14 protein-coding genes and 1 pseudogene are annotated in these 14,790 nt (G+C 45.0%); 5 read left to right on the top strand and 10 right to left on the bottom strand.

All coding sequences use genetic code 11. From position 1 onward, the window contains the following. Positions 1-17 precede the first annotated feature (17 nt). The 6 genes and pseudogenes from yigB to lptM form a co-directional block, all read right to left on the bottom strand. Positions 18-740, bottom strand: coding sequence for a 5-amino-6-(5-phospho-D-ribitylamino)uracil phosphatase YigB (gene yigB / locus Vgang_RS00140; protein WP_105903024.1), 723 nt, complete (start codon positions 738-740; stop codon positions 18-20). Positions 741-793: 53 nt separating this feature from the next. Beyond that, positions 794-1,729, bottom strand: a complete 936-nt coding sequence (gene xerC, locus Vgang_RS00135; protein WP_105902985.1) for a tyrosine recombinase XerC — start codon at positions 1,727-1,729, stop codon at positions 794-796. After that, positions 1,719-2,438, bottom strand: a complete 720-nt coding sequence (locus Vgang_RS00130; protein ID WP_105902984.1) for a DUF484 family protein — start codon at positions 2,436-2,438, stop codon at positions 1,719-1,721. Before Vgang_RS00130 ends, xerC begins: the two co-directional genes overlap by 11 nt. Positions 2,439-2,457: 19 nt before the next feature. After that, positions 2,458-3,288, bottom strand: a complete 831-nt coding sequence (gene dapF / locus Vgang_RS00125) for a diaminopimelate epimerase (protein ID WP_105902983.1) — start codon at positions 3,286-3,288, stop codon at positions 2,458-2,460. Positions 3,289-3,355: 67 nt separating this feature from the next. Beyond that, positions 3,356-4,609 (bottom strand): diaminopimelate decarboxylase, encoded by a 1,254-nt coding sequence (lysA, locus tag Vgang_RS00120; RefSeq protein WP_105902982.1) that lies wholly within the window; start codon positions 4,607-4,609, stop codon positions 3,356-3,358. Between the two features lie 148 nt (positions 4,610-4,757). Continuing rightward, a pseudogene (gene lptM / locus Vgang_RS17145) lies at positions 4,758-4,847 on the bottom strand (LPS translocon maturation chaperone LptM); the annotation flags it as partial. A 169-nt stretch (positions 4,848-5,016) separates the two neighbouring features. On the opposite strand from lptM, the gene cyaY reads away from it, so the two are divergent. Both cyaY and tusA read left to right on the top strand, forming a co-directional pair. Further along, entirely contained in the window at positions 5,017-5,334 is a 318-nt protein-coding gene (gene cyaY / locus Vgang_RS00110; RefSeq protein ID WP_105902981.1) for an iron donor protein CyaY, read from the top strand. Positions 5,335-5,619: 285 nt separating this feature from the next. Further along, the gene (gene tusA, locus Vgang_RS00105; protein WP_105902980.1) at positions 5,620-5,868 is read left to right on the top strand and encodes a sulfurtransferase TusA; all 249 of its coding nucleotides are present in this window, start codon (positions 5,620-5,622) and stop codon (positions 5,866-5,868) included. A gap of 54 nt (positions 5,869-5,922) precedes the next feature. Here the strand turns inward: tusA and Vgang_RS00100 are convergent, their stop codons facing one another. Continuing rightward, on the bottom strand, positions 5,923-6,165 hold the full coding sequence (locus tag Vgang_RS00100) for a hypothetical protein (protein ID WP_105902979.1): 243 nt from the start codon (positions 6,163-6,165) through the stop codon (positions 5,923-5,925). Between the two features lie 75 nt (positions 6,166-6,240). Continuing rightward, on the bottom strand, positions 6,241-6,789 hold the full coding sequence (locus tag Vgang_RS00095; protein ID WP_105902978.1) for a manganese efflux pump MntP: 549 nt from the start codon (positions 6,787-6,789) through the stop codon (positions 6,241-6,243). 191 nt (positions 6,790-6,980) lie between these two features. On the opposite strand from Vgang_RS00095, the gene glyQ reads away from it, so the two are divergent. The 3 genes from glyQ to Vgang_RS00080 all read left to right on the top strand — a co-directional run bounded on the left by glyQ (position 6,981) and on the right by Vgang_RS00080 (position 11,435). Continuing rightward, a complete protein-coding gene (gene glyQ / locus Vgang_RS00090) occupies positions 6,981-7,904 on the top strand; it encodes a glycine--tRNA ligase subunit alpha (RefSeq protein WP_105902977.1) in 924 nt (307 codons plus the stop codon). Positions 7,905-7,906: 2 nt separating this feature from the next. After that, positions 7,907-9,988: a glycine--tRNA ligase subunit beta gene (gene glyS, locus Vgang_RS00085; protein ID WP_105902976.1), complete on the top strand. Its 2,082-nt coding sequence runs from the start codon at positions 7,907-7,909 to the stop codon at positions 9,986-9,988. Positions 9,989-10,169: 181 nt separating this feature from the next. Next, a complete protein-coding gene (locus Vgang_RS00080; RefSeq protein ID WP_105902975.1) occupies positions 10,170-11,435 on the top strand; it encodes a valine--pyruvate transaminase in 1,266 nt (421 codons plus the stop codon). Between the two features lie 88 nt (positions 11,436-11,523). Here Vgang_RS00080 and Vgang_RS00075 read toward each other — a convergent pair whose 3' ends face one another. Then, the gene (locus Vgang_RS00075) at positions 11,524-11,961 is read right to left on the bottom strand and encodes an Hsp20 family protein (protein ID WP_105902974.1); all 438 of its coding nucleotides are present in this window, start codon (positions 11,959-11,961) and stop codon (positions 11,524-11,526) included. Between the two features lie 373 nt (positions 11,962-12,334). Continuing rightward, positions 12,335-14,773 (bottom strand): DNA topoisomerase (ATP-hydrolyzing) subunit B, encoded by a 2,439-nt coding sequence (gene gyrB, locus Vgang_RS00070; RefSeq protein ID WP_105902973.1) that lies wholly within the window; start codon positions 14,771-14,773, stop codon positions 12,335-12,337. Positions 14,774-14,790 lie beyond the last annotated feature (17 nt).

Here is a 14,790-nt window from a genome sequence, read left to right as displayed (position 1 = left end):
GAAGCGCAGCGCCCTAGCTACGAGCAACCGATAATCAACAAATCCTCAAGCGCAGTAATCTCAACATCCGGTAGCACTCGCCCATAATCTTCATGTTTCAGCGATTTGTGGTAATCATTAATCCAACACGCGCTCATGCCGGCGTATTTCGCTCCAGCAACATCGGAAGTCAGGTTATCGCCGACATGTAAGACGTTAGCTGCCGGTAAACCTAAATGCGCTAATGCGGTTTCAAACATTTGTCCATGTGGTTTAGCCCATCCGTCGGGGCCGGCGTTCAGCACCAGATCAAAATAATCACCTAGGCCGATTTTACTTGGGTTGACGTTACCATTGGTGATCGCGATCAGCGGCATTTGCTGTTTGAGTTTAGCCATCACTTGGTGGGTGAGATCCGGCACATCGATTTGATGACGCCAAATCAGCACTTGATCCATCGCCGTTTTCGCTGCTTGAGAAGCTTTTGGATCATCGTAACCCAAATGCATTAATCCCTGACGGATCTGCTGATAACGCCACTCGCTGACATCACTTTGCAAAAAAGGGGTTTGCTTGGCTAACTGATTTTTTAACTGACGCCACGCTTGGTGCGGCATTTCTTGGCTGATCGGGTGATGGGCATGAAGCCATTGCTCGGTCTTTTGTTCCAGATCGCGAATCACCGGGTGGTTGTCATATAAGGTGTCATCGAGATCAAAGGTCATCGCCTTAATGGTTGGCAGGTTGCGGTAAAATCTCAGTGCCATGATGACTCCTTATAAGGCTTTATATTTCATAATAGAATGCTTGACGCTTATTCCTGCTCTGAATCCGGTGAACGGCTCTTTTTCGCACGTGGGTGGGCGTTGTCATACACCTTAGCCAGATGTTGAAAGTCTAAACTAGTGTAAATTTGGGTAGTGGAAATATTTTCGTGCCCCAGTAATTCTTGCACCGCACGTAAGTTTTGACTCGACTCCAACATGTGAGTCGCAAACGAATGGCGCAATTTATGCGGGCTAATATGGCTAGAAACCCCTTGCTTAATGCCCCACTCTTCCATGCGTTTTTGCACGTTTCGATGCGAAATACGGCTACCACGTTTGGAAACAAATAACGCCGACTCAGTTTCACTGGCTAAGGTTGCACGCACTGTTAACCATCGAGCCAGCCACTCTTTGGCTTGACCAGAAAATGGGGCTTTACGTTCTTTATTGCCTTTACCAATCACGCGAATCTCGCCCGAGCTGACTTGTACATGATTGACATCAATGCTAACTAACTCGGCCAAACGCAATCCCGCACCGTACATCAATTCCATCATGGCGCGATCTCGAATGGCTAAAGGGTCATCGTCATTGACTTCCAATAACTGACCGACTTCATCAATATCGAGGTTTTTCGGCAGTGGGCGCTTTTTCTTCGGCGCAGCCACTCCTTTGGCAGGGTTAGCACTGAGTTCATCAATTGAAATCAAATAATCAAAAAAGCTGCGTAAAGAGGATAAACGCGTACCAATACTGCTGGGCTTTAACCCTTCGCGATTGGCTTTGGCGATCAGTTGCCTTACCCAGGCGGCATCGACTTGTTGCCAATGTTGGATGCCGAGCTGATGCAGTTGCTCGGCCATAATCGACAATTGACGCTGATAGTTCGCTTGTGTGTGCGCGCTTAACCCTCTTTCATGATGCAGGTAATCATAAAAGCGCTGTAATGAGGTTTGCATGTCTTCTGGTAAGTTAAGACTCATTGGCACAGCTTAATGTTTTTACTGGCTCAAACGCCTCATCCACTTGGCTTAAATGCTTCACCATAAAAGTGACCACCGAGGCGAGATGACGCAAAAACAAGGTGTCCATTTCCGGCTGGAAGTGCCCGCCTTCTTGGCTGGAAAAAGCAAGCAAGCCAATCGGGTTAGATGGATTCAGCGGCAAGATCACATACGAACCCAGTTCTGATAATTCATTATTGCTAAAGCGATCGCCACCAAATAAAGCGTGACGGTCTTGGCGATTTAAGCGGCCTAAATAAGCCGATTTGCCATTAAGATGATTGGTCATAAAACGTTTTAATGTTTCGCGCGACAATGCCCAATCGGAATGTTGGTGCTCCAGTAATAATAAATGCGAAGATAGACCAATTTGACGGCTATAGTGCTCAACTTGTTGAATGAGTGAGGTCAAGGACTGAGAGGCTAAAACCGACTGCTGTAATTCCATCAACTGATGAAAAGTACGATCATTTTTCGCCGCAAGAGACATCATGTGAGTGATCTCTTCTTCTAACTCTTCAATACGCTGACGCTGACGACGCATCTGAATTTCAACTAAAGATACCGCGCCTTGTTGATGGTGTGAAAACGCAAGCCGTTCAACCAACTCTGGTCGTTGGATAAAAAAGTCAGGGTGGTCTTTTAAGTATTCTGCTACCGTTTCAGCAGTCAAATGATCCGCTTGCATTACTCACTCTATATCTAATTTAACAACTAATTTGGCCATCATACACATGAGCCACTGGGCCGGTCATGTATAAAGGTTTACCTGGTCCTTGCCAGAAAATACGCAACTTACCGCCCGGCAATTGCACCGTCACTTCAGGGTCGAGCAAACCTTGGTTAATACCGACCGCAACAGCACCACATGCGCCACTACCACAGGCTTGCGTTTCACCGGCGCCTCGTTCGTAAACCCGCAATTTCACGTTATTACGATCGATGATTTGCATAAAGCCGGCATTCACTCGCTCAGGGAAACGCTCATGCGACTCAAGCAATGGGCCAACGTTATCCACATCGAAATTATCTACATCATCGACGATGGTCACCACATGTGGATTGCCCATGCTCACTGCACCACAAAATAAGGTGTGTTCGCCTGCTCGTAAAATATAGGTCTTTTCCGCTTGTTTTGCTTTGAACGGGATCTTACTTGGCTCAAATATCGGCTGTCCCATGTTCACAGTCACCGAATCTAGGCTTTCCACCTTCAGCACCATACGGCCTTTTTTCGTGCTGACATTGATACTGTATTTATTGGTTAAGCCTTTCATACGCACAAATCGAGCGAAACAACGTGCACCGTTACCACATTGTTCTACTTCGCTACCATCGGAATTAAAAATACGATAATGAAAATCGGTTTCTGGGTCGTAGGGCGCTTCTACTACCAATAATTGATCAAAACCCACGCCAGTATGGCGGTCAGCCAAACGACGGATCAAATCAGGTGAAAAGAAGATGTTTTGGGTGATACAGTCGACCACCATAAAGTCATTACCCAAACCATGCATTTTAGAAAAGTGGAAATGCATATCGCCTCATGTATTCAAATAAAATAAATGCCCTAACGATCACTCGTCAGGGCATAGCATGCTCAATTTATTGGGGAAGGATGGATTCCAATTCCCACAAACTGCTTAATTGTTCACGTTGACGCACAACATGAGCTTGGTCGCCATCAACCATGATTTCCGCCGCGCGGGTACGAGTATTGTAGTTGGACGACATCACAAAGCCATAAGCACCCGCCGAACGGACCGCTAATAGGTCGCCTTCTTCAATCACCAATTCGCGATCTTTACCGATAAAATCACCGGTTTCGCAAATTGGGCCAACCAAATCGTAAGTCATAGGCGTACCTTGACGTGGCGCAACAGGCACAATATTCATCCAAGCTTGATACAAAGAAGGACGGATCATGTCGTTCATCGCCGCATCAATCACGGCAAAGTTTTTGTGCTCCGTTAGTTTTAGCAGTTCAACCTTAGTCAGCAAGATGCCTGCATTAGCTGCGATAGCGCGACCAGGCTCGAACACCAACTCAAGGTGGCTATGATTTTCCAAGCGTGATAGTAAGGCTTTGGCGTAATCCGAAGGCTGTGGTGGCAATTCATCACGATACACCACACCTAAGCCACCACCGACATCAAGATGACGAATATGAATACCTTGCTCAGAAAGGTTATCGATCAGCGCCAATAGACGATCAGTGGCATCAATAAATGGTGCAAGCTCAGTTAGCTGCGAACCAATATGACAGTCAATGCCATGTACGTCTAAATTCTCTAGGCTGCTAGCAAACTTGTACACTTGCGGCGCGCGATCAAAGGCGATACCAAATTTGTTATCACGTAAACCGGTAGAAATATAAGGATGAGTGTGCGCGTCAACATCTGGGTTAATGCGCAGAGAAATAGGCGCTTTGACACCTAATTCACCGGCCACTTGGTTTAAACGCTCAAGTTCAGGTTCCGATTCCACATTAAAACATTTAATGCCAAGCTCTAACGCACGCTTCATTTCTGCGCGGGTTTTGCCAACACCAGAGAACACCACTTTTTTCGGGTCGCCACCAGCGGCAATCACACGCTCAAGTTCACCGCCCGACACGATATCAAAGCCAGAACCTAAGCGAGCAAGCACGTTAAGGACACCAATATTAGAGTTGGCTTTCACCGCATAACACACCAAGTGTGGATGTTCACCCACCGCAGAATCAAAGGCTTTCCAGTGACGCTCTAATGTGGCACGAGAATACACATACAGCGGCGTGCCATATTGCTCAGCCAGTTGAGTTAAAGAGACATTTTCAGCCCAAAGTTGGCCATCATCCTGATAATTAAAAAAGTCCAATCTGTTTTCCTTATTCTGCTTGTTGAGCCTCGGCTGGCTCCGTCACTTCTGTTGCGGGTTCTGGTTGCGTGGTTTCAACCGGCTTGACGGTCACACTGCCATCAGAACCTTTAATCGATACTTCACCGGTATTGACTGGCTCAGGCTCATCTTGTGGCAAGTAAAGCGGGCCAGTTTGACCACAACCTGCTAAGACTAAAATCGCTACAGTCAGTAAGCTAAACGTTAATTTTTTCATTCTGATATCGTGATTAATCATTCAATGCCCCCTATAATCGCACCACACACAAGAAAAGCAATAGCCAAGCCAGTGATTGCAACACGATTTGCACACCTTGGTTGCGAATACCTTAATAGCCAAGTTTCAATTATAGGCTGAAGCATAAAAACCATAGGACAATGACAATATGAACGATACGGAATTTCACCAATTAGTCGACCTGCAAATGACGCGTATTGAAGAAGCGATTGATGAATCTGAGGCCGATATTGATTTCGATGTGTCAGGCAATGTCATGACATTAGAATTTGAAGACCGTAGCCAAATCATCATTAACCGCCAAGAGCCAATGCATGAAATCTGGCTTGCGTCTAAATCCGGTGGCTACCACTTTAAATACGATGGCGAACAATGGATTTGCTCTAAAACTGGCGCGGAACTGTTCTCATTAGTGAAAACTGAATGTGAAAAGCACGCCGGTGAAGACATTGATTGGCCAGCCTAATACAGACCAATAACAACGCAAACAGTGACAAATAAGCAGAAAAAATGCCGCTATTGGCGATCAATAGCGGCGAAAGATAAGTAAGATTCAGATTGGAAGCTGGAGCAATAAATTTCCTCGACGTTCCCTACACGTTTGGAATATTTGCCCTAATCAAAACGTAGTCACAAATACGTCATTAATAAAATCTCAATTGCCTTTTTTTTCATCATCAGTATTATCTCGGTTCTTTTTTCGTCGCAGATCACAATTATCTTCAAACATCACAATCAGAGTTAACCCGTTATGACCTTCGATCCTAACAATGTGAATAAAACCTTAGATGCCCAAGGGCTACGCTGCCCAGAACCTGTGATGATGGTGAGAAAAACCATTCGTACCATGCAAGAAGGCGAAGTGTTATTGATTACTGCCGATGATCCATCGACCACTCGCGATATACCGAGCTTTTGCCGCTTTATGGATCATCAATTACTGCACGCCAGCACCGATGAGTTGCCATATCAGTTCTTGATCAAAAAAGGATTGGCGTAAATAAAGCGCTTATATAAAAAAGGCCGCGCATGTTTGCCTTACGCGGCCTATTCATTAAATTTCTTTACTTTCCAATCTCGCCAGTTTTACCTTTAACTCTTGCAGCTGTTGTTTCATCGGGATGATATACAACACCCGAACCCAAGCCTCCACAGCTAAGGCTGCCATAATGATGGCTCCAGCCACCATTGGTAACCACAAATCAGTCACCGCCATTCCCAATAAAGTCAGCCCTAAACCAAAAGTGAACAAATAGCTTTGGCTCTTTGGTGTGATTCCTGCGTAGCGAGTCAACATAACATCACCTCATTATTTATAGGGGTTATACCTATTATAGTGAGCAAGATGACAAGACGATGAAAATTAAAGTGCTTAAACCAGTAAAAATTTGAAAGACATTATGATCAACACCACACCACCAAGTAGCTCAGCCTGACTTTCCAACCAAGTCCCGCTTTTACGACCAATAAACACGCCCGCAAAGCTAAAGCCAAATGTGACAAAACCTATCAAAGCACACGCAATAAATGGATCCACATCCAAAAGCGGTAAGCTAAACCCTGCCGCCATCGCATCCACGCTGGTGGCAATCGCAAGCGTTAACATCACGCGGTGAGTAATTTGCGCGATGTCTTCTTCAATGCCTTCAGAAAACGCTTCATAAATCATTTTCGCGCCAATGAATAGCAACAAAACAAAGGCAATATAAGGTGCATATTCTTCAATCCAGCCTAAAACGCCATGACCTCCTAAGAAGCCAATAAAGGGCATCAACGCCTGAAATACACCAAAGTAAACGCCTGCTTTTAATGCTAATTTCAATGGAGTTTGTTGCTGCGAGCTCACCTTTGCACCCAATCCAATAGAAACCGCAAACGCATCCATACTCAGTGCCAACGCTAATAGCAATACATCAAACATATCTTCACTCACACTTTATTATTTAGCCATCTCGTGGCAATTTTGCGGCAAAGGATAATATTTCACCCATTTTGATTCAATGATTAAAGCGTTTAACTGTAAGTTCGCATTGAGGCGAATAAGTGAACTCGCTATACTGAGAAACAATTTTTTATTCGAAATTCGCGCGATTTAGCAGGCAAAAACACATTATGCAAAAATACGACGTCAAAACCTTTCAAGGGATGATCCTCGCGCTGCAGGATTATTGGGCCCAAGTTGGCTGTACCATTGTTCAACCTTTAGATATGGAAGTAGGCGCTGGGACCTCGCACCCGATGACTTGCCTGCGCGCTATTGGTCCAGAGCCAATTGCCACGGCTTACGTGCAACCATCTCGCCGTCCAACCGATGGCCGCTACGGTGAAAACCCAAACCGTTTGCAACACTATTACCAATTCCAAGTGATCATCAAGCCTTCTCCTGACAACATTCAAGAGCTGTACCTTGGCTCACTCGAAGTGTTAGGTATTGACCCGCTTGTACACGACATTCGCTTTGTAGAAGACAACTGGGAAAACCCAACACTAGGCGCATGGGGCTTAGGCTGGGAAGTGTGGCTAAACGGCATGGAAGTCACTCAGTTTACTTACTTCCAACAAGTAGGTGGCCTAGAGTGTAAACCCGTTACCGGTGAAATCACTTACGGTATCGAACGTTTAGCGATGTACATTCAAGGTGTGGATTCGGTTTACGATCTCGTATGGACAGATGGCCCACTTGGTAAAGTGACTTACGGTGACATTTTCCACCAAAACGAGGTTGAGCAATCGACTTACAACTTCGAACACGCAGACGTAGATTTCCTATTTACTTTCTTCGACCAATGCGAAAAAGAATGTAAACAACTTCTTGAGCTAGAAAAGCCGCTACCGCTACCCGCTTACGAGCGCATTTTAAAAGCCGGTCATGCCTTTAACTTGCTTGATGCACGTAAAGCTATCTCTGTTACCGAGCGTCAACGCTACATTTTACGCATTCGCAACCTAACCAAATCGGTTGCTGAAGCTTACTACGCTTCTCGTGAAGCATTAGGTTTCCCTATGTGTAAAAAAGAAAATGGTGAGGAGAAGTAATCATGGCGAAGAATTTCTTAATCGAATTAGGTACGGAAGAATTACCACCAACGCAACTTCGCACTCTAGCTGAAGCGTTTGCTGCTAACTTTGAAGCCGAACTAAAAAGCGCAGAAATCGCACATAACGGTGTGAAGTGGTATGCCGCTCCTCGTCGTTTAGCTCTTAAAGTGGCAGAACTTGCTGAAAGCCAACAAGACAAAATCGTTGAAAAACGTGGACCTGCGATTGCTCAAGCGTTTGATGCAGAGGGCAATGCAACCAAAGCAGCTCAAGGTTGGGCGCGTGGTAATGGTATTACTGTTGACCAAGCTGAACGTCTAAAAACCGACAAAGGTGAATGGCTGCTATTTAAACAAGAAGTCAAAGGCCAAGCGGTGAAAGATTTGGTTATCGACATGGCTGCCAAAGCACTGGCTAACTTACCTATCGCAAAACCAATGCGTTGGGGCGACAAAGAAACTCAATTCATCCGTCCAGTAAAAACACTCACGGTTTTATTTGGTGATGAACTGATCGCAGGCGAAATCCTAGGTGTGGCATCAGATCGCACCATCCGTGGTCACCGCTTCATGGGTGAGCGCGAGTTTACCATCGACAATGCGGATCAATACCCGGCTCTACTGGCTGAAAAAGGCAAAGTCATGGCCGATTACGAAGAGCGTAAAGCGATCATTTTGCGTGATTCTCAAAAAGCAGCAGCAGAGGTTGGCGGTGTTGCTGATCTTGAAGACGACCTCGTTGAAGAAGTGACGTCTTTGGTTGAATGGCCTGTGGTATTAACCGCTAAGTTTGAAGAAGAGTTCCTAAAAGTGCCTTCTGAAGCCTTGGTTTACACCATGAAAGGCGATCAGAAATACTTCCCCGTCTATTCTCATAAAAACGGTGACTCAAACAAGAAGCTGCTTCCTAACTTCATCTTTGTTTCAAACATTGAATCAAAAGACCCTCGTCAAGTTATTGAAGGTAACGAGAAAGTGGTTCGCCCACGTTTGGCGGATGCAGAATTCTTCTTTAATACTGACCGTAAACGTACTTTGGAATCGCACCTTCCTGAATTAGAAACGGCAATCTTCCAAAAACAATTGGGCACAATCAAAGATAAAACTGACCGCATCACTGAACTTGCTGGCTTTATTGCAGAGCAGATCGGTGCTGACGTTGAGAAATCTAAACGCGCTGGCTTACTCGCAAAATGCGACTTGATGACCTCAATGGTGTTCGAATTTACTGACACTCAAGGCGTTATGGGTATGCACTACGCACGCCACGACGGTGAAGACGAAGAAGTTGCCGTGGCACTCAACGAGCAATACATGCCACGTTTTGCCGGTGATGACTTACCAAGCTCAGACGTAGCCGCTTCGGTTGCGATGGCGGATAAACTGGACACGCTAGTCGGTATCTTCGGTATTGGCCAAGCGCCAAAAGGTTCGGATCCATTTGCATTGCGTCGTGCTTCTTTAGGTATTTTGCGAATCATCGTTGAGAAAGGTTACCACCTAGACTTAACCGTTCTGATCGCAAAAGCGAAAGAATTGCTAGGTGACAAACTCACCAATGCCAACGTTGAAGAAGACGTACTGGAATTCATGCTAGGCCGTTTCCGCGCTTGGTATCAAGACCAAGGCTTTAGCGTTGATATCATTCAAGCGGTATTGGCGCGTCGTCCAACTAAACCACTGGATTTCGACCAACGCGTGAAAGCTGTTTCTCACTTCCGCGATTTAGATGCCGCAGAAGCTCTAGCAGCAGCCAACAAACGTGTAGGTAACATCTTAGCGAAATTTGATGGTGAATTAGCTCAAGATATCGATCTTGCTCTACTTCAAGAAGACGCTGAGAAAACACTAGCAGAAAATGTTGAAGTGATGACCGAAGCGTTAGAACCAGCATTTGCCACTGGCGATTACCAACAAGCACTAAGCAAGCTTGCTGATCTTCGTGAGCCGGTTGATGCTTTCTTTGATAACGTGATGGTCATGGCCGATGATGAAGCCTTGAAGAAAAACCGCCTAACCATGCTGAACAACCTACGTAACTTGTTCTTGCAGATCGCGGACATTTCACTGCTACAAAAATAACGCATCCAATAGAGAGCTCTTTTCTCATCAAAGCCATGATCATTTGATTATGGCTTTTTTATTTGCCTTTGATACGTCCTAGCCTCTTCCTATCGTCCTCTCAATCAAGTATGTTCTGGTTTACAGCCTATGTTAAAAAGTTGTAGGCAGACAGGAACAATCAAGGTTGAGTTAGGACGTTATGCAGTTTTCTAAGTTTGGTGACAAGTTTAATCGCTATTCAGGTATTACCCAGTTAATGGATGATCTTAATGATGGGCTACGTACTCCGGGTGCCATCATGCTCGGTGGAGGCAACCCTGCCGCGATACCTGAAATGCTCGATTACTTTAAGCAAGCCAGTCAAGATATGCTGGAAAACGGCGACCTGATCTCTGCCATGACCAACTATGATGGCCCGCAAGGTAAGAATGTTTTTCTGCAAGCACTCGCAGAGCTACTGAAAACCACTTATGGTTGGGACATCAGCGAAAAGAATATCAGCCTTACCAACGGCAGCCAAAGTGCGTTCTTTGCTTTGTTTAACCTTTTTGCTGGCAAGCAAGCCGATGGTAGTCATAAGAAAATTTTACTGCCGCTGGCACCAGAATACATTGGCTACAGCGATGCGGGTATTGATGAAGACATTTTTGTTTCCTATCACCCTGAAATTGAATTACTCGACAATCGCATGTTCAAATACCACGTCGATTTTGAACACGTACAAGTCGATGACTCCGTCGCGGCAATTTGTGTGTCACGCCCCACCAACCCAACCGGCAATGTGCTCACTGATGACGAAGTCAAAAAGCTCGATAAACTAGCACGAGACAATAATATTCCACTGATTTTAGATAACGCCTATGGCACACCATTCCCTAATATCATCTTTGAAGATGTAACCCCATTTTGGAATGACAACACCATTTTGTGCATGAGCTTATCCAAATTAGGTTTACCGGGTGTGCGTTGCGGTATTGTGATTGCGAGTGAAGAAATGACTCAAGCCATGACCAACATCAATGGCATCATCAACCTGGCACCATGCAGTATTGGCCCGGCGCTAGCAACGCATATGATCAAAAATAACGATCTCTTGCCGCTCAGTGAAAACGTCATCAAACCGCACTATCAAGCCAAAGCACAACACGCGGTGGAATTACTGCAAGCAGCGATCCCCGATCCGCGCTTTAAAATTCATAAACCGGAAGGCGCGATCTTCTTATGGCTATGGTTTGATGAACTGCCAATCACCACCATGGAACTGTATCAACGATTAAAAGCCCGTGGGGTGTTAATTGTACCAGGTGAGTATTTCTTCTTTGGCCAAGACGCCTCGGATGATGGCAAACCTTGGCAGCACGCACACCAATGTCTACGTATGAATTATGTGCAGAAAGAACAAGACATGCAGCGCGGCATTGAAATTATTGCCGAGGAAGTGAATAAGGCTTATCAACAAGGTTAATCAATCGACCTAAATGAGATCAACTAGAAAGAAACAAAAAGGGTGCCTCATCAGCACCCTTCTCTTCCTTTATATTTTCGCTGCTAGATTATTTGTTTTCTAACAACTCTTTACCGTTGATGGCAATTTTACGTGGTTGCATCGCTTCTGGAATTTCGCGTTCCAAGTCGATGTGTAATAAGCCATTTTCCATACCTGCGCTAAGCACTTTCACGTAATCTGCAAGCTGGAATTTACGCTCAAAATCACGTTCAGCAATACCTTGGTAAACGTAGTTTTTACCTTCTTCAGGTTGACGTTCACCACGCACAATCAGCATGTTTTCGTGCTGAGTTATATCGAGATTTTCTTCAGAAAAACCCGCGACCGCCATGGTGATGCGGAAATGGTTTTCATCTTGTTTCTCAATATTGTATGGAGGGTAACCGCCTGATGAATTTTTGGCGTTGTTCGATTCCATTAGATTTAATAAACGATCAAAACCAATGGCGTTACGGTATAAAGGTGAGAAGTCTACATTACGCATAATACTATCCTTTTATTTAAGCAATAGTTTCTATTTAATCAATAGTGTGCAAGATTTCAGCCCGAGCTGAAGCTTGCGGTTTTTAAGTTGTGTGCTGTTCTATAACCCCGTAGGCGAAATAGATTCAGCGATTTCAGGGCCTAACTCTACTCTCATTCAAAGAGCCGCAGAGCTTATTAGCATCCCTTTCATAATCATATATATGGACATCAAAATAGCTTTCAAGAGGACTGTTAAAAAATTTTTAATCTATTTTTCTATCCCTAAATCTATTTTTCTACCCCTAAAAGAAAAAAACCCTTTGCGTCAACAAAGGGCTTTAAAGATTTCAGTGAGCGTTTCAGGCTACACGTCTGAGTCTACACATCTGATTTTACACATCCAGGTTAGCCACTTTCAGTGCGTTGTCTTCAATGAACTTACGACGTGGCTCAACTTGATCACCCATTAAGGTAGTGAACAATTCATCCGATGCAACGGCATCATCAATCGTAACTTGCATCATGCGACGTGTTTCTGGGTCCATGGTGGTTTCCCAAAGCTGATCTGGGTTCATCTCACCAAGACCTTTGTAGCGTTGTAGCGATAGGCCACGACGCGACTCTTTGATTAACCAATCCAGTGCTTCAGAGAAGGTAGACACTTCTTGCTTACGCTCACCACGTTTCACATAAGCGCCATCTTCAACTAGACCATCCAATGCTTCAGACAGATCCGCTAAGCGGCCATATTCTTTTGAATTCAATAAATCTAGAGACACTACGTATTCATGCATCACACCGTGAGTACGTACCACCAGCTTAGCAATGCTTACGCCTAACTCTTCATGTTTTTCGACTTCCAGAGAGTACTGGCTTGCACCGACTTCTTTCGCATTTAACTGCTCAACCAGCTTTTGGCCCCAAGCTTGAACTTTATCCGCGTCTTGACACATTTCAGCCGTTAAACGTGGCATGTAAGTCAATTCGTTGATCATCGCGTATGGGTAACGACGGCTCATGCGTTTTACAAGCTTCATGCCTTCGTTATATTGAAGAACCAGTTTTTCTAGCGCTTCACCGGTCAGTGCAGGCGCATTCTCGTTCACATAAAGTTCGGCGTTATCTAAAGCAAGACCAGCTTGGTATTGCTCCATCGCATCTTCATCTTTAATGTATTGCTCTTGCTTACCTTTCTTCACTTTGTAAAGCGGTGGCTGAGCAATATAGATGTAGCCGCGTTCGATCAATTCCGGCATTTGACGGTAGAAGAAGGTCAATAGCAGCGTACGAATGTGCGAACCATCGACGTCGGCATCGGTCATGATGATGATTTGGTGGTAACGCAATTTGTCTGGGTTGTACTCGTCACGGCCAATACCACAACCAAGTGCAGTGATAAGCGTAGCCACTTCTTGTGAAGACAGCATTTTATCGAAACGGGCTTTTTCTACGTTTAGGATTTTACCTTTAAGCGGTAAGATCGCTTGGTTTTTACGGTTACGGCCTTGTTTTGCGGAGCCGCCTGCCGAATCACCCTCCACAATGTAGAGTTCAGAAAGTGCTGGGTCTTTCTCTTGGCAATCTGCCAGTTTACCTGGAAGACCGGCTAAATCTAACGCGCCTTTACGACGAGTCATTTCACGGGCTTTACGCGCCGCTTCACGAGCACGCGCAGCATCAATGATTTTGCTACACACGATTTTAGCTTCGTTCGGGTTTTCAATTAAGAAGTCCGCTAATTTTTCACTCATCGCCGATTCAACCGCTGACTTCACTTCCGAAGACACCAGTTTATCTTTGGTTTGGCTTGAGAATTTTGGATCCGGCACTTTCACAGAAACAACTGCGGTTAAACCTTCACGCGCATCATCGCCAGACGTGGTGGCTTTCTCTTTCTTCGAGTAGCCTTCTTTGTCCATGAAGTTATTTAACGTACGAGTTAACGCACCACGGAAGCCGGCTAAGTGCGTACCGCCATCACGCTGTGGAATGTTGTTGGTAAAGCAATATACGCCTTCTTGGAAACCATCGTTCCATTGCATCGCCACTTCTACAGTAATGCCGTCTTCTTCACGGTAATGATCAAAGTGGAAGACTTTCTGATGAATTGGGGTTTTGTTGCGGTTTAAATGCTCAACAAACGCTTGAATACCACCTTCAAATTTAAAGTGATCGCCTTTATCTTCTTCACGCTCATCGGTCAATTTAATTGAAATGCCTGAGTTTAAGAAAGACAGTTCACGCAGACGCTTAGCTAAAATGTCATACACGAATTCAACGTTGGTGAAAGTCTCTTCACTTGGCCAAAAACGGATTTTGGTTCCGGTTTCAGTTGTATCGCCAATCACAGCAAGAGGGGCATCCGGTACACCATGACGATAAACTTGTTGATGAATGTGACCACCACGTTTAATGGTTAATTCCACTTTTTCAGATAAGGCATTCACTACCGACACACCTACACCGTGCAAACCGCCCGATACTTTATAAGAGTTATCGTCGAATTTACCACCAGCGTGCAGTACCGTCATGATAACTTCTGCCGCTGAAACGCCTTCTTCTTGGTGCATTTCAGTTGGAATACCACGGCCATCATCGCTTACCGATACTGAGTTATCTTCATGGATAGTCACGATGATGTCAGAACAATGTCCAGCTAAGGCTTCATCGATGGAGTTATCCACCACCTCAAACACCATGTGGTGCAGACCTGTACCATCATCGGTATCACCGATATACATCCCCGGACGTTTACGTACAGCATCTAGCCCTTTAAGGACTTTAATACTCGATGAATCATAGCTATTTGCAGAATCATTGTTGTTCGACATGAATTGTTCTCGCCTTA

It is taken from the genome of Vibrio gangliei (assembly GCF_026001925.1).
Classification (GTDB): domain Bacteria; phylum Pseudomonadota; class Gammaproteobacteria; order Enterobacterales; family Vibrionaceae; genus Vibrio; species Vibrio gangliei.
Note: the sequence above shows the minus strand (reverse complement) of the source record. Positions and strands in the feature narration are given on the sequence as shown.

What these genes read in the sequence shown, in the direction of transcription:
- Vgang_RS00075 (WP_105902974.1), bottom strand. Translation starts at nt 11,961, where the DNA reads ATGCGTAATGTAGACTTCTCACCTTTATACCGTAACGCCATTGGTTTT.
- glyQ (WP_105902977.1), top strand. Translation starts at nt 6,981, where the DNA reads ATGCAAAAATACGACGTCAAAACCTTTCAAGGGATGATCCTCGCGCTG.
- dapF (WP_105902983.1), bottom strand. Translation starts at nt 3,288, where the DNA reads ATGCATTTCCACTTTTCTAAAATGCATGGTTTGGGTAATGACTTTATG.
- gyrB (WP_105902973.1), bottom strand. Translation starts at nt 14,773, where the DNA reads ATGTCGAACAACAATGATTCTGCAAATAGCTATGATTCATCGAGTATT.
- cyaY (WP_105902981.1), top strand. Translation starts at nt 5,017, where the DNA reads ATGAACGATACGGAATTTCACCAATTAGTCGACCTGCAAATGACGCGT.
- Vgang_RS00130 (WP_105902984.1), bottom strand. Translation starts at nt 2,438, where the DNA reads ATGCAAGCGGATCATTTGACTGCTGAAACGGTAGCAGAATACTTAAAA.
- xerC (WP_105902985.1), bottom strand. Translation starts at nt 1,729, where the DNA reads ATGAGTCTTAACTTACCAGAAGACATGCAAACCTCATTACAGCGCTTT.
- Vgang_RS00095 (WP_105902978.1), bottom strand. Translation starts at nt 6,789, where the DNA reads ATGTTTGATGTATTGCTATTAGCGTTGGCACTGAGTATGGATGCGTTT.
- glyS (WP_105902976.1), top strand. Translation starts at nt 7,907, where the DNA reads ATGGCGAAGAATTTCTTAATCGAATTAGGTACGGAAGAATTACCACCA.
- Vgang_RS00080 (WP_105902975.1), top strand. Translation starts at nt 10,170, where the DNA reads ATGCAGTTTTCTAAGTTTGGTGACAAGTTTAATCGCTATTCAGGTATT.
- tusA (WP_105902980.1), top strand. Translation starts at nt 5,620, where the DNA reads ATGACCTTCGATCCTAACAATGTGAATAAAACCTTAGATGCCCAAGGG.
- Vgang_RS00100 (WP_105902979.1), bottom strand. Translation starts at nt 6,165, where the DNA reads ATGTTGACTCGCTACGCAGGAATCACACCAAAGAGCCAAAGCTATTTG.